Here is a 23,907-nt window from a genome sequence, read left to right as displayed (position 1 = left end):
CTACTCTTGGTTTTTGGCATAAAAAAAGGTCAGCAAAATAATTGCTGACCTTCTTAAATTTTATTGGTTACTAATGCTGGTTACCGCTTCCATCTGCTTGAAAAGCACCTAAATCTGCTCCAGGTTGGGTAATTGTTGCTCCAAAGTTACCCGTTGTTTTAACCACTGCTAAAGGCGCAAAATCTGTTTTACCTTTACCTTTTATTGGTGAACCTGTTTGTAAACTAAAATTAGATGTACCAATTGTTAGCAGGTAAGCTGGCTGCGCCGAGGCACTAATTGGGCCAGGATTAGCTGCATAATCAAATTGCTCTAAATTATAGCTGAAAAATAATGGATTTTTATCTTTTGCACTAGCGCTTTTAATATCTGCACTTTGCGCTGTAGCAGCTCCATCCGTGGCTAAAAATTGAGCCAAAATACCTGTAGTGCTTCCGTAATAAAATTGGTTATTGTATTTAATGTTGGTCCTATCCGCATCAGTAGTAATTCTTAAACCGAAACGGCAGTTTGCAATCAGGTTATTATAGATTAATCCTCTTGCGCCTTGCTCATAGTTTATTGATCCACCACGGCCAGTTTTAGTTTGGCGAAAGCCACAATTAACCATGGTGTTGTTGTACATATTTACATTACATTGAACGGTTGTGCCACCCGAATTAGACGCTTTTAAAGCATTTGTAGCAGAACCAATAAGCATGTTGTAACCTAAATCGCCAACGGTACCACTTTTCATATTGAAACACTCACCACCCGCCTTACCACAAAGCTCAAAAGTATTACGCATAATGGCAATTTTACCACCAACAGTTCTAATACCATCATCTGCTGTTCCAAAAACCCAGCTATCCTCCAAAATAAAATCCTTGGTAATGTTGCCGAAGTAAATTGCATAACGAGCATCTCCATCTTTATAAATAGATTGATCGTTACCGTAAGAAGCTGCGCCTGCAAATTCTATATGTGTCCATTTTATAATTAAATCACCACCTTTTGGGTTTGGCTTTTCTGCTGTTATTGGTGCAGGAACAGCTAAAATTCCTCCCCAACTTCCCTTAAATATGTTATCATATTTACCTGTGGAAGCTTCAGTACGATAAGTTGCTGCGTTTTGAACGGTAATATAGTTTGGCTTTTCTTTAGTTCCTAAACTAATAAAAGTACCGTTTACAGTTATTTGTGGGGCTTTACCTTTTGATCCATCGCCGAGGGCAATTAAAGTAACGCCACTTTGCATTAAAAGTGTATCGCCATCATTTACAATAATATCCTTATCAAAATAGTAAGTTTTACCACTTTGCATAGTTCCTTTAATGCTACCGCCTGGTAAATTCTCTGAAGTAATTAATGCGCCCGATTGAATTACGGGTACTGATAGTTTTAAAACTTCATCTTTATGGCAGGCAGCAAGACTGATGACTAAACCAACAAGTAAAAATGTTTTGAATAAATTCTTCATAATATCTTTTTGCTTTTTATTGGTGATTATAATTTATAGCGCAAGCCAAGTAAATAGAATTGTTGATAAAGGTCTTTGCGAACAAATACATTTTTACCTACTTCTTGGTCGTCAACTTTTTGGTTAATAGTTTCTGGGGTAATGTTATATGGTCTTCTTATTTCCAATTCTGATGGCGTATTTAAAAGATTGTTGATTTTCATATAAACTGAAAACCTTTTAGCAATTCTTTGTTCTGCAGATAAATCAATTTGTATTGATGCTTTTTGCCAAATATCATTGTTTAAATAAGGAGATACCGTATAAATGCGTGCACCTGTGTAAACTGCTGCAATTTGAGCATCAAAGCCAGATTTAATGTCTTTAAATAATAAAGATAAATTACCGATATGGTTGGACTGACCTTGTAATGGGCGGCTTTGTTCTTCGGTGCGTTGTGTTAAAGATGTTGTTGCTGCATCACGATATAAAACTGTTTTTGGAGTGGTAATTTTAGAGTTTGTGTAAGTATAGTTTATTCTGAAACCAAATTTATTGATGTATTTGGTCGCATCAAACTCAAATCCGTAGTTACGGGCATTTCCAAAATTATTTGCTGAATAAAAAACAGATGTCCCTTGGTTATACAAAGCATATTCTATCGGGTTTTTAATGTCTTTATAGAAAACACCTACCAACAACTGATCTAATTCTTTCGGGAACCATTCGTATCTGAAATCATAATTATCAGCTGTTGCACGTTTAAGTAAAGGATTTCCTGTTTCGGTATATTCTTCATTTAACTCAGAATGTGGAATTAACTCATAAAAACCAGGTCTGCTGATTGCGGAGTAATAAGTTAAACGTAAATTTTGATTATCCTTTAATTTATATTTAAAGTTTAATGAAGGTAATAAATCACCGTATTTAATTGAACCTACAGCGCCAGTAATTTGATTGGGATCAACGGCTGATATCCAACTTTGATCTGTATTTTCGTAGCGTACACCACCAATGGTTTGTAAATCGCCAATATCAAATTTGAACTGAGCATATCCAGCTGCAACCTTTTCTTTAAAACTATAATTTAACGGGTTTCCTGGTGTACCTCCTGTAGATTGAACAGCGAAAGTATTTCTACTGATATCGCCATTATAAATCTGCGTAGTATTATTTCCTGTTGTTAGCGAATAATCATCATATTGGCTATCTCTGCTTTTATCGCGGTACATACCACCAACGCTAAATTCTACTTTCTTACCTGCTATTTTAGGGCTGTAGATAAAATTCAAGTATCCCGCTTTGTCTTCGTCGCTGTTTTTAGCCCAAATTCTGGACTGCGCCGATCCTGTAGAGTTAAACAATGCAGGCTGCTGCACCACATTAATTACATTTCCGTTAGCATCTAAAGAACCTGTTCTACCAGTAACAATGGTTAAATTAGTTCTATCGGGCTGGTTGGCGGTGGCTTTAGCATAAACAGCAGACCAGTTCATTTTAAACTGATCGCCAAATTTGTGTTCACCGTGTAAGTTTGCGCTATAAATTTCTTGTACCGTACGAATACTTCTGTAAGTATTTGTTACGCGGCCTGTACCTTTACCAATTCTTCCAAGATTTAGGGTTGTATCACTGGCAAATCTAAATTCGTTTTGCCCTAAATTCATGTAAGATGCGGTAAGGTCTAATTTATTATCGCTATTAAATTTATAATCAAATTTAGTATGCACAGCAGTACGCTCCTGCTGGGTGCTATATCTTCTATTTTGAACACTTTTTAAAGCAGGTTCATTGCTTGAACGATCTACATCAGTATCGTAAAATATCGAATTGGTAGAGCGGTAGGTATTTTGATAACTTAAAGCACCTAAAACACCAAATTTCTTATCGGCACTTCTTCCACCAATGGTTAATCCAAATACGGATGATACAGGAGATTTTTTTGTTGTATAGTTAAGTGGTCCGTTCGGGAAATCGGAAATTTGAGCTGCGTAATTACTTCCGTTTGCTATTCTTGGAGAATTTTTAGCGCTTTGACTATGATCAAATTCAGTAAAATTATTTAAGCCGAAAGCACCAGCTAATCCTGCAGCTGCATTTGCTCTGATGGTAAAACGATCAGGTGCATCTTTTAAAACGAGGTTGATTCCGCCACCAATTGCATCGCCTTCCTGGCTTGGTAGTAAGGATTTATAAACCTCCATACGATCTACAATATCTGCAGGAAAAATATCTAAAGGCACATAACGGTTTTTATTATCTGGACTTGGAATTTTAACGCCATTTACCAGGGTATAGTTATAACGTTTATCCATACCACGAATAATGGCATATTGCCCTTCGCCGTTATTACTTCTTTCGATAGATACACCAGAAACCCTTTGCGTAACATTGGCTATGGTTAAATCGGGTGATAATTCGATTGATTTTGCTGAAACTGCATTTAAAATCTGATCAGATTTTCTTTCAATCTGGCGTGATTTACGCTCAGATCCTTCATCGCTTTTACCTGCAATTTTAACTTCATCTAAAGCATTATCTTTGGATTCTATCTTTAGATTAATAATTTTTGTTTCGCCTCCGCTGATTTCAAAATCTTTATCTTCATCTTTATAAGAGATAAATTTGGCTTCAACTTCGTATTTGCCTGATGGTACATTTTTAAAAATGTAACTTCCATCAAAACCTGTACTTACCGAAATTTTGTAGGTTTTCCTTTCGTTTTTTAAAGTTACTGTAGCCCCTATCAAGGTTTCATTTGTTTTCTTATCGAAGACAACACCTTTAACTGTATTGGTTTTTTGGGCAAATGTGAAAAAAGAAAAAGAGAGAATAAATAGTGATAGTAAGAGTTTCTTCATGCGGGGTTAATATTTCCTGCAAAAAACGACTCCGTATTTAAACTAAATCCTCATTAGATATTAATATATTGTTAACAATTTGTTTCCATGTTAATTTAAAGCATGCAGATTATTTAACGTTTAGTAAATACTCATGTGCATTGCCATCAAGCTTGTAACCATATTTGTTAAGTTTCTGCATATAAAATTTACGTACCGCTATCCAGTTGTAGTACGGAAACGTTTTGGTTGTTAAACCGTTAATAGCCACTTCCCTTTCGTTAAGCATAAACTTAACTAGGTAATTAGGCTTACCTGATTGTTTATAAAAAATCCATTGAATATTTGAACTGAAAGGAACTACTTCTTCAGCTTTCCAAATCTTATCAAAAGTTAAAATATTATTTGTTGCCGTGGATGCTCCATTTAAATTTAAAATGGCTGCAAAAGGTGCTATTGTTTCCGCATGTGCAAAGCGTAAATCGGCTGTATAAGGTTTGGATTTGATAAATGCATCTGTAGATTTAATAAAATCTGCCAGTAATGTTGCTGCAATTTTAACCTGTATGCCATCATTATTTGTTCCTGGAGCTTTTTTAAGAAAATCTTCTGCATCGTTTATCTTTCCAAGTTTGGCCAAATCATTTACAGCGAAAAACGCTTTTAAATTAATATCGTTAGCTGTAAATCCATTTGCCTTAATCTCTGCCGGAATTGCGGGCAAAATACCGTAGAACCCACATATGTCATCAGTAAAATTGGCTTTATCTAATGCGCTAAGTCCTTTATAAAAACCTGTTGTAAAAAATTTAGAGGTAAAATTGGCTGTTAAGGCTTCAAGATTAAGGGCTTTTGTTAATTGATTATAAGTTTTTAACCACGAGCCGCTCTCTTTAAATTCATCGTAGGTTTTAGAAAAATCATGAAATCTCAAATTGTCATCATCAGCATAATTAAACTTAACATCTTTAACCGCATTTGGATCTTCCTGTTTTAAACCCGTTAAAAAAGCTTCTGCACTTTCTTTTGTTCTGCCTTTTTTTGTGGTAGCAACCAAAAGTTTAACATCAGATTTAAATAAAGACTTTTGGTTTAAGTATAATCTTTTAGCGATATTTTCAAGCTCCTTTGCGCCTACCACAGAAATAGATTCAAGGTGTTTAATCTCTACCTTTTGAAGATTTACTACTGCTGTTTTTAATTCTTTACCTGCACTTGTTAGTTCGTTTAAGCTATCGGCTTTAAGTAAAACTTTCCATGCAAAAGATTTTGCTACATCCTTAGTTAAATGCCTTGCACCATGCCTTCCCACATAATTTATATATGCTACTTCATATCCATTTGGCACAGCTGCGTATTTTTGCTGCAATGGTTTATACAATGTTTTGGTACCTAATGCCTGAGGATTTTTCTGTGCAAAGGCACATACAAAAGTAAAAGATAGAAATAATGTAGTTAAAGTATTCTTCATGGTGCTTAAAAGTGCATCAGCTTATTTGCTTGCTAACCCATCAAAGCTACACCATTAATATTAAGAGAATGTTAAGAGAAAATTTCAATGATTAAGAATTCAATATTCCCTTTACTAAAACCTTCCATTGGAGGATAGAAATGCCTAAAAAACTACCTGAAGCTACGATTGCATTGCGGGCTTTATCCAAAATATTTTCTGTGTCTGTATTAGCCATTTCATTTCTACCATGAACTTCAGCAGTGAGTGTATTTCCTTTTTTTGAAACCATGAAGGTTGATGTTGCATCGGGTTTAAAAAAATGTGCAGCTTCTTCTTGATCAACCCCGGGCATAGCTGATGGTCTTACTTGCATCAACAAAATATGCTGATCTAAATCATCAATTACCTTTTCTTCAATGTGCTCAATTCTAACCCAATCAAAACCCTTTCCTGCGCTACTTCCCGGACCGGGAATGTCAATTTTAATAAAATCGCCTACCATTGCCGGACGGTTTACTTCTTTACCCTCAAAATCTGTAAGACAAAAAACACTCGCTTTAATTGTCGAAATTTTATGCCAATCCATAATACAGAGCAAGCGCTTTTTAGCCAGTTCGTAAAATTCAGCAGCCTTTAAATCTACATCAAAAGTTCTATTTTCTACTGCATCCGTTTGCGCCCCATCTACTTGTTGGGGTATAAATTGTTCATTATCCATAGCTTTTATGTTTAATGAACAATTCTAATTTGGCCAAAATTGTTTTAAAATATTGAAAGTATGCTATTCTTTTTTCATAACAGCAATCATCACTTCTGCCTGAGTTTGCCAGTCATCGGTTTTAATATCGCCATTGCTAAATGCACGAGGTTTATCAAAATCCAATTTTGCATTTAATTCATCAAATGGTCCAACTAATCCAATAAAAGAGGTCTTTTCATCTCCGCTTACAAATCCATATTCAAAAACATAATAAGTTTCATTACCCTCCTTTACTTTCCCCAAAAGGTTAATTGTTTCAGGATAATTTTCTTCATCCCCTAGATAATTGTATAAAAGTAGTTTAGCAAACTCATCTTGTTTTTTATACTTCAACGGAATTTTATCAAGCTGATTTGCTTTGTGCATAGCATATAAAATATCATAACGACTATATAAACTATCCAACTGAGTTTGCATTATTTTTTGATCTATTGGCAGACCTGATTCTATTCTTGCTACCACTGCTGCAGTAATTAAATAATTCAAGCTATCTAACAGTATTACTTTAGAAGTAAATTCATCCGTCAGCTTAGGTAACTCTATTTTAGGCAAAATAGACAAGTATTGATAAACAGGAGATGATAATTTTCGTTCGCCAGCTAAATATTCATTAAGATCCTCCATGGCATGACTGGTGATTTTTTCTTTTTCATTCTTAATAACTGTCAAATAAGTACTATCAGTTTTATCATTTGTCAACCCAAGAAAAATGCTGATTAAAATCGGTCTATAGTCTTTAAATTCGTTTAACAGCAACAGTTTATCTATGTTTTTAGCGGAGTAAGATAATGAATCTGTCAGAGGCGAAAATAAATCCCAATAGTTATCTATTTTAAATTGAGGAGTCTTAATCAAGTTATTTAAATACCAATCGAATTGCAAGGAATCGATTTTTGGAATGCTGTATAAAAGCGTTGCACGCAATTCATCAGGATTTTTAGTATCGTTAAATAATTCTTTTAAAAGTGTGATATTGCTGGGGTCTTTTAAAGTGTGTAATTGTCCAATTAACTGGCTTCTGGTTCCAAATGCTGTCGTATCATCGGTATATTTTACTTTTAAAGCGGCGTGAATTAATGGCAACTCTTCTTTATCAAATTTATAATAGTGTAGTGCCCCAAAAGCTTCTTTACGGATGGTAGTATCAGTACTTACCAAATCTTTAAATATTAAACTCGCCTTTGATTTTTCTAAAGAAATTTGCTCTTTAACTGGCGGATAAATGGTTTCATTAAAAAACTTATCCGCTATATTACTTTCCATTTCCTCTTTAGTAGAAACTAAATATTGGCAATAAATGCGATTTCCATCGATCCATATTTTAGTTTTTCTATCGTTGCCCATGGCACTATCGGTGTAAGAATATATGTTGCCTTTAAATGGTTTATTTAAAATTTTTTCAACTTTACTGAAACTAGTTCCTTCTGCTTTGAGAACATTTGCCAACTTTATAATTAAAGAGTCGGCATCTTTAATTCTGTAATACTTACTAATTGTAGAGGCTTCGGCATAATATAAACCACCCGTTTTTTTATTAAGCGAGAAGTAAGATTGATCAGTATGTAGGTATGAAGTTACTTTTTTAGGGTTTTCGGGGATCAGTTTAGGTGATTTAGGTAAATTCACTTTAACATCAGCCAGGGCAAATGTTATTGGTGTAGTTTCGGCATATTTAAGAAAATTAAAAGAATTAAAAAATTCATTTGCCGGCGCCTTTTTTTCTCCTGCCATGTTCTGTCTCATTAGCATGTACGTACGGTTTCCTCTAATAAAAAGCTGCACTTCGCAATAAGAACCTAGGAGTAACATATCTATTTCACGCCCTTCATAGCCATCTTTAAAAATCACTTTAGGTTCGCCAATTATTTTACCTTTACTACCCATCACATTAGTTAATGAATTAAAGGCTTCATTTTTATTAGCCAGATACATTCCCTCAGGATAATCGTTATATTTTATCAAATAGTTTAACAGGTTTACCTTATCAGTAGCCATGTATAACGTGATAAAATAAGGATAATCTGGGTTGCCAGGATTCTCAACCACGTTGCTCATTACATCCGGCTTGGTAGGCATTTTTAAACTAAAGGCAGCAGTATCATCTTTAAAAGTTACCCATTCCTGACTTTTTACCACTGCAGGTTCATTAATTTCTAATGATCTAAAAAAGCGTTCGCTAAAGGCTTCTTTTAAATTATCCCTATCACTTTCTATACTTAAATTATAGAATGTATTGTTTTTGAATAATAATATGGTCCTCAAAAACTTATCAGATTTTTTAAGCTCTGCTTCAAGACTAATGCCGCCATACATATTACCTTTTGTTTTATTTATAATTTGAGTGCTTTTATCAGATGCGAAATTGGTTAATACAGTATCTAAATAGGCTTCAGCAGTCATTTTCACCAATGGTCCAGTATAATTGGTACTTGTTGTATAAATTGTTCCGTTGGATAAATCTGAGCTTATTAAAATTTTAACATTTCCAAATTTTTTAGTTAATACAGGTTCAGTAGGAAAACTAACTTTAAAATCATTTTGTTTATCCTCATAGTTATACCAATCCATTTTTAAAGGATCTATCTTATAAGTTTTAGCAACGCCGGTAAAAGCAGCTTCCACAGGCTTTACGGTATATCCTGCATCTTTTAATAGGGCAATTAGGCCATCTTTATTTGGCAGGTGAGCCACTCCAACGGTAATAAATACGTTTTCAGTTTTAAGGAGTTTTATAATGCCGTTAATCATTACTTTATTACGGGCAGTAAGCTCAATCTTGTCCATATAACCATCGTTGATTAAATCGGTTACTTCATCCAGATTTCCGCTAGCATAAAGTTCAATCATTTCTTCCAAAGCAGAATCCTCTGCTTCTTCGTCCTGATCTAATATGGCTGAGATTTTCTCTTCACTATCATACAAAGTATTTAGTTGATCTTTAGGTTCCTCAAGCCCAAAAACCTTTTTCTTCATCGTGCGTGCTATACCATAGAGATAGGCATCAACAAAAGTTTGCATATCATCAGGCCTGGATCGATCTTTATCCATTAAAGATGAAATAAGTATGGGATTACTTAAAACAGAAGAATCGGGAGTATAACCATTTTTCTTTTCAAACCTCCTCATTAAATCGGCTTTTTGCTCTTTAGAGAGCATTTTTTCAACCTTTTCATCAATACCATTACTAACATTAGGAGTAAGAATAGATTTTATTAAAGAATCTGGATGTATTTCCATAACGAAGCCCGAGCAGGATTCAATGGCTTTCATTACAGAATCACTAAAGTTAAATACCCGGTTATCTTTCACATGCATAGAGCCAAATAAGAACGAAGGCTTTTTTAATCCTTTACCACTTATTTGCCACAACAAAGTGTACTTAGATGGCTTTTGTTGAGAAAAACTATTAAATGAAAAAGTTAGCGCAACTAGAAATAGTACGCATGCTTTCGGAAATAATCCGAACAAAGAGTGAGATTTCATGAGGGGATAAAGCGTTAAAATGGACGGCAAGATAATAATTTTTCATCATTATGAAAACGACCAAATTATTAATCCAACAATCCACTATACCCCCGTATATAATTGTTTAGATAATCATTTGCGCAATGATTACCCTCCGCCTTTTACCCTGTTCTGTATATCTTCTGAGCCTGATTTACGCTCTCTGCTCGCTATTTGTTTCCCAAAACGATATGAAAAAGATAAAACTACTCTTCTACTATCAACCATTATATGACTATACATATCTATATTTTGGTAACGCGTTATTTGACGGTATTGATTGGTTTGGAAAATATCATTTACTAAAAGTTTTATGCTTCCTTTATCATTCAATACTTGTTTTTGCATAGCAGCAGAAATGGCATAGTAAGCTTTTTCGGTTGCGGTACCATAAACAGATTTAGAGTTGTAAAAACCATTTAACTCAAAGCTATATCCTTTGCCTGCTTTAAAAGAATTTTGTGTATTTGCGCTAAAACTTAATTGACGATTGGTAAATGTGCCCTGACCAAGATCTCCGCTATATTCATTCATAAATAAATTGGCAAAGTTGCTAGCCGTCCACCAGCTAAAGTAATTGGTTTGCCCAGTAAAGGCGATACCGTAATTGGTTAGGCTATTTAAATTTTGTGGACTTTCAAAGGTTGTATTCGTAGCATCATTTTGCCCGGTTAACCACGTAATAACATCTTTAGTTCTGCTATAGTTAATCGATGCCGTATACTTTTGCTTAAAAATATGGTTAATCATAAAACTTTGCGTTAGCTCAGGTCGCAAATATGGGTTTCCTTCATAATAAAGTAACGGATCTCTAAATACACGAAAGGGATTTAAATCGCCATAATCTGGTCTTTCAATTCTACGGTTATAAGCAAATTGCAACTGATGATTTTCGCCCAATGGCTTATTAAAAGTTACCGTTGGAAAAAGCTGGAAATAATCACGATTAAAAACAGTTGCCGTGGTAACCTGGTTTCCTGTAGTTTGGGTATATTCTGCCCTTAAACCTAATTGTAAACTAAAATATTTAAAGGTTTGATTTATGTTAAGGTAACCTGCATGAATTTGCTCTTTATATTTAAAATAGTTACTACTTGCAGCATCAAATTCCCAATTACCATTATTTAAAGATTGATATTGTAAATTGTTGTCTGAATTTATAATAGAGCTTTTTAGTCCGGTTTCTATATTAAACGTTTTATAAAACACATCTTTATAATCTACTTTAGCAATGTAAACATTAGTTTTAGCTGGCACGAAACCTTTTCTACTGCTATTTTCTCCATTAGGGCTAATTGCTGACAGCAAAGTATATGTATCTAAATTTAAGTTAGAAGTAAAGCTGTTGCTTGCGTAATCTGCATCGGCAGAAAACTCACGTCCCGCTTTTTTAAATTTGTGCAAATAGTTTAAGTTATAAGTGAGATTTTGCCAATTTTGTCTGTCATAATTTGTTGTCGACATATCCGTTATCGTGTTGCCAGCATAATCTCTTAATATATTTCCGGTGCGACTGTCGTGCAGATATTTACCTGTATTTCCATTTAATAAAAACCCAATCGTATTGGCGGTATCAAGGTCAAAATCTATACCGAAGCGGAAATTGTGTGTATTTAAGGGTTCGTTGGTTTTAGTATGCTGATTAGAAATCCTATCATATTTACCAATAGCTTGTCCATCGTTATAAAAACGACGTTCAAAATCCAAATATTCCGTTTCGCCACGATATGCATAATTATAGCTTCCAAAAACATTAACGTTTTTATTTCTATAATTTAAATTTACGCCAGAGCCATATCGTGCATTACGCCCAGCGCCGCCATTAACCGAAACGGAACCATTTAAACCGCTTGACTGATTTTTTTTGAAAACAATGTTAATCATTCCAGCGTTACCTGCAGCATCGTATTTTGCTGATGGATTAGATAAAATTTCAATCTTGGAAATTGAGGCTGAATTTGTTCCTTTTAATAGAATCGCTAATTCTGCCGGGCTTAAATAAGTAAGTTTTCCATTAATCATAACGGATACACCTGGGCGCCCTTTGAGCGATATTTTTCCTTCATCATCAACCTTAACGCCGGGTGCACGTTCCAACAATTCAAGGGCGGTGTTACCTTCAGATAAGATGCTATTTTCAACATTTAAAACCATACGATCAAGACCATGCTCTATAAGTTTTTTCTGTGCAGTTACCTGTACCGAAGCTAAAACCTGTGCATCTTCTTTTAAGATAATCTTATTCAAATTGATGGATGATTGCGAAGAAGAAAGGTTTAATAAAGCGCCGTGATGCGTAGTAAACCCCATGCTACTAACCTTAATTTTATAATTGCCGTGGGGCAAGGCCGAAAAAACAAACACACCTGCAGAATCGCTCATGCTGCCTTTAAATAGTTTATCATCTTCCAGGTGTAGCGCCACAGATGCATACGGCAATGGCAGTCCATCTGCGGTAATTACTTTTCCTTTAACTGTTCCTTTACTTTGGGCAAAAGCAGAATTTATTGCAGCAAATGCCATCATTAACATAAAAAAACAGGGCAATAAGATTTTAGCAACAGTTTTTTGAACTGCCGTAGAGCATGTTATATCTTTCATAAGGTTTAAGCTTTTAAAGGGGTCAGGCTTTATTTATTCTCACCTGAGCGAATTTCTTTTCTCGTTTTCACGAATTTCACCACTTCACAAAAATTGATGGTGATAAAGCGACTCCGGCTGGCCTTTCGGCAAACAGCCTGGAGCGCTTAGATTTTGAGAGCGTTATTGATAACTATTTTATTTTTTCTAAACGGCTTAATGCGGTTACACCTTCTAACTTTAAACCTCTTTTTACTGTGCCTGTAGCCACATTATACTGGTAAATATAAAAACCATCATTAGTTTTAGCTGCAATGTAAGCTACGCCACCATCAACCAATACGTTTTCTGAATAACCACCGCTAATGCTTTTTGGAATATCCAATTTGGTTTTGGTTTGGTTTACTACATCAACAACATAATAATCGGTAATGTATTTAGTGCTGTATGCAGAAGATCCGTCAATTTGCGTTTTATCTAAAATTTTAACAATCGCTTTACCAGTTCCTACATGATAAAGGCCTAAAGCTTCCTCTTTTGTACGATCTGTTAATTCATAGAAATAAGTGTTATCAACCGCCGTTGCGCCAGTTTTAACTCTATAAATACCAAATGGTTTGTTTGTCATTTTTGTAGCCCAAATGGTTGGCGAGTTTAAGAAATAAGCTACTGAGTTATCTGTAAAAGCACCTGGAGCGTGTAAAGTGTAATGACTTGGATAGTTAAAACGGGTATCGGTTGATACTGTAATGTTGTTCATTGCAGGGTAATCAATAGCAGCTAAATAACTTTCGTTTACAGAAATATCATCAGCATTTGCATTTTTAGTGTAACTGATGTATAATTTATTTCCTACAAAAGTTGCACTATTGCCCCAGTAGTAGTAACCAGCATTTGGCACAGGAATGTTGATATTGCCACTCGCTGTAAAAGTCATGGTTGATACGTTAAGTGTAGCGTATTCATACTGCAAGCCAGAGTTTACACTAAAGAAAATTAGTGTATTATCATCTTTCCAAAGGTAAAAGCTAGACCAGTAAGCCCAGGTAATTTTATTGAAAGGGATTTCTTTAACAATTGTGTTCTTTTTATTATCAGAAGAAAATTTAACCAGGTTACCAGCTGCATTTGTAGCGTAGTAATAACCGCCTTTAGTTGTAATAACAGTTAAATCAGTTGTTTCCACACCATTACCTGCTGTAGTTACCGAACCTTCTGTTAATGAACTTGTATGCAAAATATAAGTACCTGCTGGCGAACCTGCACTTACTAAAAGGCTATAATCTGTAGAGCCAACAGGTGGCGTTGTTTCTGGATCGGTACTACTTTTTTTACAAGCAGAAAACCCGGCAACTAACATTACTAAAGCAGATAAAACGAATCGTTTTGAGTTTGTTTTTAACATGATTTTAATTTATATAGGATTATTATTTTATGAAATATCTAAGCTTTACAAAGAATGAACGTCCTGGTTTTTGCAACCTGAAATTATCATATGCAAGCTCATTGGTTACGTTTAAAGATTCTACCGAAATATTGTATTTACCTTTATACATTGAATAAGAAAGTGCCACATTGTGAACCAGTTGTGTAGGTATTTTATTTTTTGATTCGATACTTCCTCTACTTTCCCAGTTTAAATAAAACCAGTTTACAAACTGCGCCGAGTAATTAAATTGTATTCGAGAATCTTTCGCAATCAAATCATTTTTACCAATACTTAAATTGGCGTTACTATAAAACCAAGGCTGGTTGGGTATTCTATCACCATAGGTAATATCCAGCGTGTTGCTGGTATCGTATTTTTGCTTGTTAATGGCATTTTGATAGGTTGCATTAAGGGTAAACTCTAGCAAATCACTGTAGCCATATCTAATTTCTGCTTCGGCACCATTAATTTGTGCAGCACCAATATTATCGTAATTAGAGAAAAAGCCTCCTGATGGAATGAAGTAAATAAAATCTTTAGCGTTTCTGAAAAAGTAAGATCCTTCTATCGCAAACTTATGCTGGTTTAACTTGTAAGAATAGTATAAACCAACGTTTACATTATCGCTTTGCTCAGGTTTTAGTTTGTTATTAGATGATATATCAATTCCATTACCAAAAAGCTCTTCGCCTTCCTGCAAACGATAAGCATGCTCATAAGAAGCTTTTAAGCCTAATTCATCCGTTAATTTATAGCGAGAAGCAATTCCATACCCAAAATAACCCTTATTGGTTTTAGAATCGGATGTTAACCAACCTTCATCACGACCGAAATAAACTGCATTACGTACAAAAGCATTAAAATTATAGTATTTAGAAAATATTGAACTGGTTAATTTTTTATCAAACAAGTTATTTTGAAGTGCCAAACCCACAATATTTTTATCAATAGTATTGGGCACTTCGAATGTATTATTTTCAACCTTACCTAATGATTCTGTAGCTGATCTACCAAAATGTGTGTAGCTATAATTTAAATTTAAACTGTTATTATCATTAATTTGATAAGCAAAGTTTGCCCGGGCAATTGCATTTGTATTTTTGTAATGATAGATGGTTTTTATGCTATTTAACTCACCAGATATTGGCTCAAACCTTACTTTACCACCCCAACCATAACGGTAAGAAGAAGTATCAGCAACAAGAGAACGGTTAATAGAATATGATGCCATAATATTGGTTGATAGACCTTTTACAAGAAAATCGCGTTTTTTATAGGTAACAGATGGCATTAAAAAATTTTCCCTGTTGTTTAATCCGCCGTATACAATATTTTGATTTGCTCCCGTTTGTATTTCCTTAAATAAGTTTGAATAAACCAAGCCAACCGTGATTTTATCAGCCCATGATTTATCTGTTAAGCCAATATTTAGCTGCCCCATTGTAGAGCGGTAGGCATCGTGAAAGCGACGGGCGTCTTTTTCTATAGTTTCATCGCCTTCGTTAACTTTTATCGCAGCATCATATTTAGGGTTATTCCTCATTAAATAATTGTTGTCAGAATAGTTATGAAAGGCATTTAAATCAAATGTTAATCCTGTTTTTTTATCGGTATAACGACCTGATAAGGCTGCACGACTAGTATTGAAAGAGCCGTAGCTATAACTTGCATCCAAATATTGCTTAGTGTGCTGATCGGTAATAATATTTACCGCACCACCCAATGCATCAGCGCCAAGCTCAACAGGCACCACACCTTTATATACTTCGATACGCTCAGCAAGGTTTACCGGAATATTGTTTAAAGACATTGCACTGCCGAACCCCTCCATGGGCACACCATCTAAAAAAAACCTAACCTGTTTGCCTGAAAGTCCGTTTAATGAAAATTTAAAGTCAGAACCCATTCCACCCTGTTCTCTAATTTTTACGCCAGTACTTCGGTTTAATACCTGGTTTAAATCAGATGTCATATTTACATATAACTTGGTTTCAATTCCTGTTACTGTAAAACCAGATTCTTTAAGTTCAGCTGTTTTTGTTTTTCCATTTACGGCAACGGTATTTAAATCGTTGAAATTTTTATTGAGCAACAAATTAACAGTTAACTGTTCTCCATTTTTTAAACTTATTTGTTGCGTTTTAGTGGTTAATCCGATGTAAGAAACAACTAAAGTATATTCTCCAGCCTTTAAATTGGTTAATTGAAAGAAACCATCATCGTTGGTTGTTGTTCCAATCTTAGTACTTTTCAAACTTACCGATGCACCTATAATTACGCCAGAGCTATCGGATATTTTTCCGGAAACCTTAGCCATTTGCTGTGCAGATGCTGTAAAAACTATAATTGAGAGTAATAGAGATAAAAATATTTTAGAACTAAACATTACTTATTGTTGTGTATTTATAAGGTAGTAGCACAACTCTACTTTTTCCGAAGGTGGAAAATGAAAAAAAATGTTTTTTTTTTTCGAAGGGTATTATTTTTTTCCTTTTACCAAGAAGTTAATCAAATGGCAAAGTTTTAAAATCAGGAACGTTACTCTTTAAAATTGCAATAAATATAATGATGAATTGCGGGAAGGTTAATGCTAGAAAATCAAATGAAACCCTTTAAAAAGCAGTAAAAAATATTTGCAAGAATCAACAATTAAAGTTTATCCATACGAAGAATAAAATCGGTATCACCACCAAATTGAAGTCCTTTTGTTAAAGCACCTGTTTTAATGTTGTACTGCCAAATGAAATTACCTTCCTTCGTTGAGTTAACAGCAATATTTGCTACGCCGTTTTCTACAATTACGCATTCTCTTCTGGTACCTTTATCCAACGGTAAATTGAGTTTTTTTACGGCTTTAGTTTTAAGGTTAATTACATGAAATTCAAAATGAGCCGTACTATAATGATCGCCTAAACCTTTAAACAAATCCTTACGCTCCGACCTAATAATAGCTTCATCACCACCTAAATACCAAATACCATAAGCATGATTTTTAATGGATGAAGCAGAAATATTAAAGAAATAATCTGCATCAATAACCTCTGCACCAGCTTTAATCCTAAATACACCTGTCGGAATTTCAATTCTATTTCCTAGTGCTATACCTGGGCACGACATAAAATAATAATCTCCATTAATATCATTAAAGGTATAAGATTGCACCGTATTAATACCTCCTGGATAAGTAGATCTTGTATCCTTATCGGTTTTTAGTAAGCGCATTTCGGGGTAACTTAATGTTGAAACATAAAGTGTATCGCTAGTTATATAATTAGATGTTCCATTAGCCATGTGATAGGTGTAACCAATAAATATCTTTTCATTTCGTTTTTCAACAAAACCAATAGACATAGAAGTAAATTTGCCACTAGGTTTAGGAATATCAACCAATCCATTGGAAATTATTTTCATATCTCCAGTTTTAATCAATACAAACTTTGGCTGGTTATATAATTTCGCATTTAAGCCGGTTAATAAAAGAGTATCACCCTTTAACCAAGTATAATTTTCTATAGAGAAATCTTCGATTTTTAAATCTGCAACCAATTTAAATTTACCATCTTCCACTTTAAATTTTGAAAACAAAGGTGCTTTTCTATCTAAATGATAATAGAAACCATTTTTAACAAAAACATCTCTATCCATATCATCGGCATCCAATTCTGCTCCAGTAGCTTCAGGTTTTACTTCACCAGCTGTTAAAGTACTTGTTTGAACAATATATTCCTTGCCATCTTTACCCAAAATGTAAAAGCTATATTTTGCAGGTTCTGCATTTGATTTGTTGGAATTACAACTTTGCAAAGCACCAAATAATGTGGCAAAGCTCAGCACAAAAAGTGTAAACCTAAAAGCGTAAAATGTATTTTTTCTAAATATCAAATTGGGTAGAAATTTGTTTTTGAATTACGGGAGGTAAATCAAGCAGGTTTTTTTCGCTCACCACAATAATGCCCTGGTTGCCCGATTTATTATCTAATATGATATATGTTTGTCCTTTTTTAAGCGTTACCTTTTTCTTTGTTCCTTCAAAAAGTAATTCTATATCTTTTTTGGGCGAGATTAAAATGCTGCCACTTAAATCAATTAAACCAGCTTCATCATTAATTTTCGCAATGGTATTTGGTCCTACAGAAACATTATACCCTCTTGAATTTACATTTTTAACATGCAAGGCAGATTTGTTATTGATAGAAACATACTCTACGGCTTGAGATGGTTTTAAAAATAAAAAGTAACCTAATGAAGCCATCACAGCAAATACAATCGAAGCAGCAATTGCACCTTTCCACATAAAGAAAACTGGACTTCTTAACTTTGTCGTTTTTTCTTCTTCAGGCATTATTGTTTGAATATTTGCCCACATTTCGGCCTTATGCTTAAGCTTATCTTCCGTTTGCGGCAACTCAACAAATTCGTCAGTATCGGTATTAAAAAGCCATTCTTCTACCTGCTTGCGCTCCTCTGGCGTGCAAGTATTTAAATGATATCGCTCTAATAACGCTTCGCTGATGTTCATACTGTTTTGTAGTTGACTGATCCCGATTTTTTGATGCAATGCAAATCTAATTAAAAATCTGTCTTTAATTAATAAGTAGCGCAAAGCAATTTTTTCCGTAAGTGTAAAAAAAATAATTAAATTTTTCTTCTATACCTGCGTTTCCAGATTTTAAACCATTCTTTATTTTTAGGATAACTTCTATGTTTAGTTGCATTGTTACAAATTATGGCAACTAAAACTAAAATAATTACACCCGATAAAACAGGACTCAATACATACATATAACCCAAAGCCTGAATTTTAGGCGATGTTAAATTCGCAATTAATGCAGTAGCACCTCCTGGCGGATGAAGTGTTTTGGTTATTTGCATAAAAACGATGGATAATGAAACCGATAAGGCCGAGCTTAGCCAAAGTTGATCTGGAATTAGTTTGTAAATGGTTACACCTACCAAAGCCGAAACAACATGCCCACCAATTACATTTCTTGGTTGCGCCAACGGGCTATTTATTAATCCGTAAATTAGTACTGATGATGCTCCAAAAGAACCAATAAGGAAAAGATTTTCGTACGCGGTAAAATACTGACTGTTCAGAAAACCAATAATTCCAATTCCTAAAAACGAGCCTAAAAAAGTCCAAAAATGCTCTCTGAAATCAATTAATGTTTCCTTATAAAATATGTATTTAGCCTTGCGATAATGCCTTCGGATGTGTTTTTTCAATGCAAATAAATTTGGTGCATAATTACGACTTAAATTTTAGACTATTTAATGATGTTTAGAAATTGATATTATTCTGATCTTTTAGTTTGAAATTAAGCACATTAGCTTTACTTTAGAATGAAATTATCTTAACGCTTAATCATGAAAAAAACTCTATCATCCCTAGGGCTTACTATTGGCCTTTTTTGTTCGTTAACCGCTTTAAAAGCGCAAGAAACTTATTCTCAAGGCTATGCCATATTAAGTGATGGAAGCCGTATTAGTGGCAAAATCAGCTTTTATGCGGATGCGCCGTGGACTAACCAACGTTATATTTTACTCAAAGATTCAGCATCCCTTGCCGAAAGTAAGAGTGATAATGTTAAACCTAAAAAATACCGCGTTGATGACTTAAAATCTTACCAAACGGGTGATCGAAAATTTGAAAAGGTTCATTATGTTGATACTGAAAATCTACAGTTAAAAAGCCTTGGATCAAACGATCATATGATGGAAAAGCTTTCGGGTGGTAGAATTGATGTTTATCGCTACTATAGCTATCCTAAAGATTTTGACATTTATTATGGTGACTATAAGGAGAAAATGGCTAAAGACCATAAAGAGTTAATGAACGGCTGGAAAATGCTTAGCCAGAAAGATAACGACAAAATGCAGAATGCTTTTGATTACGACTTACAGAAATATTTTGCTGATACACCAGATGTTTTGAAAAAATTTCAAAATGGTGAATATGGTAATGAACCTGTTTCCACCAAGAAAGGGCTAGCTGCAAGAATGATTAGTATGGCTAAAAAAGCAGCCCTAATGCCAATGCAATATGAAACATTAGTTGCTGCCTTTAATGATTATAATCAAAAAAATCCTACCAAAAAGTAGTCGCTTATCATTTTGAACCTGTCGAAGTGCATTTAGATAAAAGCATTTCGACAGACTTATTTCCTTTATACTATTAATGAACGACAACAATAATTACAATAAAAAGCTAAAAGCATTTGCTCGTTCTAATAGAAATAATAGCACAAAAGCTGAGATTAAATTGTGGTCTGCATTGCTGAGGAATAAGCAAATGATGGGCTACCCTTTTCTTCGGCAGAGACCTATTGGAAATTATATTGCCGACTTTTTCAGCAAAGAGTTAAAGCTGATTATCGAAGCAGATGGTTTATCGCATAACTGGGAAGAGCAAATTATAAAAGATAAAAAGCGAGAAATAAATCTAATAGCAATGGGTTTTAGTATCATCCGTTTTAATGATAGTGAAATTATGGATGATATTGAAAATGTTCAAAGGGCGATTGAGCATTTTATTTTGGAATGGGAAAGTGCTGTCATCCCCCCGCCCCCTTCAAAAGGGGGAGATATTTGATCTATGAGAAAAGGAAAATTGCTATGCCTAGCTAAAGTTCAAATCGTATACCAATTTCTTCTAATCGCACTGTCACAAGTCTTCCATTCAAAAGGGGGGCTAATTTTTAATCCATAAAAAAAGAAGTTTGCTATGCATAGCTAGAGTCCAAATCGTATACAAAATTTCTTCTAATCGCACTACCACAAGTCTTTCCTTCAAAAGGGGGGCTAATTTTTAATCCATAAAAAAAGAAGTTTGCTATGCATAGCTAAAGTTCAAATCGTATACAAAATTTCTTCTAATCGCACTGTCACAAGTCTTCCCTTCAAAAGGGGCTAATTTTTAATCCATAAAAAAAGAAGTTTGCTATGCATAGCTAAAGTTCAAATCGTATACCAATTTCGTCTAATCGCACTGTCACAAGTCTTCCCTTCAAAAGGGGGCTAATTTTTAATCCATAAAAAAAAAGTTTGCTATGCATAGCTAGAGTTCAAATCGTATACAAAATTTCTTCTAATCGAACTGTCACAAGTCTTCCCTTCAAAAGGGGGCTAATTTTTAATCCATAAAAAAAGAAGTTTGCTATGCATAGCTAGAGTTCAAATTGTATACCAATTTCTTCTAATCGCACTGTCACAAGTACCCCTTTGAAGGGGGCTGGGGGATGATTAATTAACAGGTTAAATTGCAATAACCAATCGTTTTCCAGACGGGATTTCAGCGGTCCAAGCGCTTTCTACATCTTCCAGTTTGGCAGTTACGGTTTCTATTTTAAGCTTTCCCTCGGCTGCATACTGAAACATTTTTGGTAAAATCTCTTTAAATAAGATTGCAATATTTTGCGGAGAAAGGCTTCCAAAACCTGAGCCTGACAATTCAATATCCGAACTTCTTAAAACTGCAGATGATAATTCAATTTTATCGCCCGCCATACTCCCTACCGTAACAAATTTAACTGCATGTGTATTACCACCATCTCCTAGTAAAGCTGCCAAAATCAATTCAGCTGGTTTTCCCCATAGGTAATCGACCACCACATCAATAGGATTTTGTTTATGTATGCGTTTTAAATTTTCAATTATAATTTCTTCATCATCTTTTAGAGAGATGGCCTCATCTGCACCTAATTGGAGTAAACTCGTTAGTGTATCTGCATTTCTGCCTGTTACAATTACCTTTTTTGCACCATATAATTTGGCAATTTGTACAGCAACCATGCCGGTAACTCCTGTTGCGCCGTTTATTAAAACCGTTTGTCCACTTTGTACATTTGCTTTAAATTGAATGGCTCCACAAGCACCTAAAACTGCATTTGGTAATGCTGCTGCAGTTATATCATCTAAATTATCAGGGAGTCTAACTATACTTTTAGCATTTACAACAGCTTTTTCGGCAATCATACCGCTTATTCCAGCTGCATAAATCCGGGTACCATCCTCTAAATAGCCTACCCCATCTACACCAACGGTTTCAGGTTTTTGTAAAGGATTAGCGCTGCTGTAATGTGCTCCACTTGCTCGTGATTTATCCAGATTTTTAATTGAAGCAGCCTTAACTGTTATTAAAACTTCGTTATCACCTTTTGTAACGGGTGCTTCTATTTCTCCATATTTTGGCGCTTCGCCTTTCTTATATAAAATTGCTGCTTTCATTTTCTTTATTATTTTAAACAAAGATGAGGCATTAAACAGCGGGCAAACGATAACATATGTTATCAAATGCTTTAAATTCGGTTATTTTTTAAAAGCTTACTTTTAATTCGGCTTAAATGCACGGAACTCACGCCCAAATAGGATGCAATATAATGTTGCGGAACTCTTTTAATTATGTGTGGAGCATCTTTTAATAAATTCAGATAACGTTGTTCAGGAGCATCTCTAATCATCGATAAAAACTCTTTCATATAATGAAACTGCCTTTCAAATAAAATATCAATCATTTTTCTTAAAAATACCGCGTCCTGACCTAGTTCTGACATTATTTTCTCAAAATCAACTTTTTCAATAATATAGATAATACTTGGCTCTATAGTTTCGAAAGTACACATACTCGGGATGTTCTTTTTAAAACTTTCTCTGGATGAAAAAATTTCATTTTCGAAAAAAAACTGAAAGGTATTGTCGTTACCATTATTATTAAACCACGCTCTTATGCATCCCTTTTCAATGAGAAAGGAACGTTTGGAAATTTCTCCTTCATTTAATAAGATGGTTCTGGCAGGCAGTTCTACCCTTTTATGCAACGCAATAAACTTTTCCCAATAAGGTTGTAAATAAGTATTACGTTCTGTTAATGGAGAAAACATAGGTCAATTTTTAAATCTAAAGTGCAAATAATTAACAGATAATTAAATAATTCGTTCCTGTTATAGCTTTACTAAACCATTCTACAATGTATCATTTGTAATATAATGAAGATTAAAATGGCTTTTAAAGCACAATAAAGCTATGGATGAGATACATCAATCAAATTTTTATCAAATATTTTGCGGTTTGTTAATGTCTTTTATATATTTGGTCTACCAATTATTGGTTGACCAAATATAATTTTATGAAATCGTTTATTGAGACCATAAAGTCCATTGAAGTAGAATCGCCTGTTGATAAAATCATCAATCAGCTTAAGCAACTTATTTCTACCGGACAATTACAACCTGGAGATAGATTACCTGCAGAAAGAATGCTTGCCGAGAAATTTGGTGTAGGCAGAAGTTACGTTCGAGAAGCAATTTTAAAACTAGAATTTTACGGTTTGTTAAAAACCAATCCGCAAAGTGGAACTTATGTTGCCGGCATGGGGATTAAAGTAATGGATAACCTTATTACTGATATTATAAAGTTTAATAAAGACGATTTCAATGCCTTGCTTGAAGCCCGCTACTACCTTGAACTTGATGCTATAAAACTTGCTGCTGAAAGAAGAACGGAAGAAGATTTGATTAGTTTGAGGGAAGCGATTGAGGATTTTGAAAACAAGATAGATAGCGGTCAGGATGCAGTTGAAGAGGATATGATTTTTCACATCAAAATTGCCAGGGCATCAAAAAACTCCGTAATAGAATCTATGATTTTAATCTTAATTCCTGATTTAATTAAAAATATTAGCGAGAATAAACTTTGCGGAGAAAATCGAGGGCTGCAATCAAAAAGAGAACATCGCGAAATTTTAAAAGCTATAGAAAACCAAGATATAGATGCGGCAGAAAACGCAATAGCCATGCATCTAGATGATATGTATCAAATAAGTAAGGCCGGATATTTAGCACAAAAAATTATTCAGAAAGCATAAAAGATCACATAAACCCTTAAACAGCAACGTTTAAAGCTAAT

The 23,907-nt window shown here is 34.3% G+C and carries 16 protein-coding genes; 3 read left to right on the top strand and 13 right to left on the bottom strand.

Annotation, left to right across the window (positions count from 1 at the left end; translation table 11 throughout):
* Nucleotides 1–70: 70 nt before the first annotated feature.
* From EHC72_RS16655 to EHC72_RS16605, 11 genes are all read right to left on the bottom strand, one after another.
* Nucleotides 71–1,459 (bottom strand): hypothetical protein, encoded by a 1,389-nt coding sequence (locus tag EHC72_RS16655; protein ID WP_131538845.1) that lies wholly within the window; start codon nucleotides 1,457–1,459, stop codon nucleotides 71–73.
* A gap of 26 nt (nucleotides 1,460–1,485) precedes the next feature.
* Entirely contained in the window at nucleotides 1,486–4,299 is a 2,814-nt protein-coding gene (locus tag EHC72_RS16650) for a TonB-dependent receptor (RefSeq protein WP_131538844.1), read from the bottom strand.
* Nucleotides 4,300–4,408: 109 nt separating this feature from the next.
* Nucleotides 4,409–5,749: a histidine-type phosphatase gene (locus EHC72_RS16645; RefSeq protein WP_131538843.1), complete on the bottom strand. Its 1,341-nt coding sequence runs from the start codon at nucleotides 5,747–5,749 to the stop codon at nucleotides 4,409–4,411.
* Nucleotides 5,750–5,840: 91 nt separating this feature from the next.
* Nucleotides 5,841–6,449 (bottom strand): hypothetical protein, encoded by a 609-nt coding sequence (locus EHC72_RS16640; protein ID WP_131538842.1) that lies wholly within the window; start codon nucleotides 6,447–6,449, stop codon nucleotides 5,841–5,843.
* Between the two features lie 63 nt (nucleotides 6,450–6,512).
* The gene (locus EHC72_RS16635; RefSeq protein ID WP_131538841.1) at nucleotides 6,513–9,974 is read right to left on the bottom strand and encodes a TraB/GumN family protein; all 3,462 of its coding nucleotides are present in this window, start codon (nucleotides 9,972–9,974) and stop codon (nucleotides 6,513–6,515) included.
* 129 nt (nucleotides 9,975–10,103) lie between these two features.
* The gene (locus EHC72_RS16630) at nucleotides 10,104–12,596 is read right to left on the bottom strand and encodes an outer membrane beta-barrel family protein (protein ID WP_131538840.1); all 2,493 of its coding nucleotides are present in this window, start codon (nucleotides 12,594–12,596) and stop codon (nucleotides 10,104–10,106) included.
* 172 nt (nucleotides 12,597–12,768) lie between these two features.
* The gene (locus EHC72_RS16625; RefSeq protein ID WP_131538839.1) at nucleotides 12,769–13,980 is read right to left on the bottom strand and encodes a DUF4374 domain-containing protein; all 1,212 of its coding nucleotides are present in this window, start codon (nucleotides 13,978–13,980) and stop codon (nucleotides 12,769–12,771) included.
* Between the two features lie 22 nt (nucleotides 13,981–14,002).
* Nucleotides 14,003–16,390 carry a TonB-dependent receptor gene (locus tag EHC72_RS16620; RefSeq protein WP_131538838.1) on the bottom strand — a complete coding sequence of 796 codons (2,388 nt, stop codon included), beginning with the start codon at nucleotides 16,388–16,390 and terminating at the stop codon, nucleotides 14,003–14,005.
* A 263-nt stretch (nucleotides 16,391–16,653) separates the two neighbouring features.
* Nucleotides 16,654–17,886, bottom strand: a complete 1,233-nt coding sequence (locus EHC72_RS16615; RefSeq protein WP_131538837.1) for a DUF4374 domain-containing protein — start codon at nucleotides 17,884–17,886, stop codon at nucleotides 16,654–16,656.
* Nucleotides 17,876–18,523 (bottom strand): hypothetical protein, encoded by a 648-nt coding sequence (locus tag EHC72_RS16610; RefSeq protein ID WP_131538836.1) that lies wholly within the window; start codon nucleotides 18,521–18,523, stop codon nucleotides 17,876–17,878. Before EHC72_RS16610 ends, EHC72_RS16615 begins: the two co-directional genes overlap by 11 nt.
* 116 nt (nucleotides 18,524–18,639) lie before the next feature.
* Nucleotides 18,640–19,230 (bottom strand): HPP family protein, encoded by a 591-nt coding sequence (locus EHC72_RS16605; RefSeq protein ID WP_131538835.1) that lies wholly within the window; start codon nucleotides 19,228–19,230, stop codon nucleotides 18,640–18,642.
* Between the two features lie 141 nt (nucleotides 19,231–19,371).
* On the opposite strand from EHC72_RS16605, the gene EHC72_RS16600 reads away from it, so the two are divergent.
* Both EHC72_RS16600 and EHC72_RS16595 read left to right on the top strand, forming a co-directional pair.
* Nucleotides 19,372–20,106, top strand: a complete 735-nt coding sequence (locus EHC72_RS16600; protein WP_131538834.1) for a hypothetical protein — start codon at nucleotides 19,372–19,374, stop codon at nucleotides 20,104–20,106.
* Between the two features lie 76 nt (nucleotides 20,107–20,182).
* The gene (locus tag EHC72_RS16595; protein ID WP_131538833.1) at nucleotides 20,183–20,596 is read left to right on the top strand and encodes an endonuclease domain-containing protein; all 414 of its coding nucleotides are present in this window, start codon (nucleotides 20,183–20,185) and stop codon (nucleotides 20,594–20,596) included.
* 662 nt (nucleotides 20,597–21,258) lie between these two features.
* Here the strand turns inward: EHC72_RS16595 and EHC72_RS16590 are convergent.
* Both EHC72_RS16590 and EHC72_RS16585 read right to left on the bottom strand, forming a co-directional pair.
* On the bottom strand, nucleotides 21,259–22,230 hold the full coding sequence (locus tag EHC72_RS16590) for a quinone oxidoreductase family protein (RefSeq protein ID WP_131538832.1): 972 nt from the start codon (nucleotides 22,228–22,230) through the stop codon (nucleotides 21,259–21,261).
* A gap of 71 nt (nucleotides 22,231–22,301) precedes the next feature.
* The gene (locus EHC72_RS16585; RefSeq protein ID WP_131538831.1) at nucleotides 22,302–22,883 is read right to left on the bottom strand and encodes a Crp/Fnr family transcriptional regulator; all 582 of its coding nucleotides are present in this window, start codon (nucleotides 22,881–22,883) and stop codon (nucleotides 22,302–22,304) included.
* A 245-nt stretch (nucleotides 22,884–23,128) separates the two neighbouring features.
* Here EHC72_RS16585 and EHC72_RS16580 point away from each other — a divergent pair, with 245 nt between their 5' ends.
* Nucleotides 23,129–23,866: a FadR/GntR family transcriptional regulator gene (locus EHC72_RS16580; protein WP_131538830.1), complete on the top strand. Its 738-nt coding sequence runs from the start codon at nucleotides 23,129–23,131 to the stop codon at nucleotides 23,864–23,866.
* Nucleotides 23,867–23,907 lie beyond the last annotated feature (41 nt).

This window comes from Pedobacter nototheniae, from assembly GCF_004335085.1.
Lineage (GTDB): Bacteria > Bacteroidota > Bacteroidia > Sphingobacteriales > Sphingobacteriaceae > Pedobacter > Pedobacter nototheniae.
This window is presented reverse-complemented; position numbering and strand designations above follow the sequence as displayed.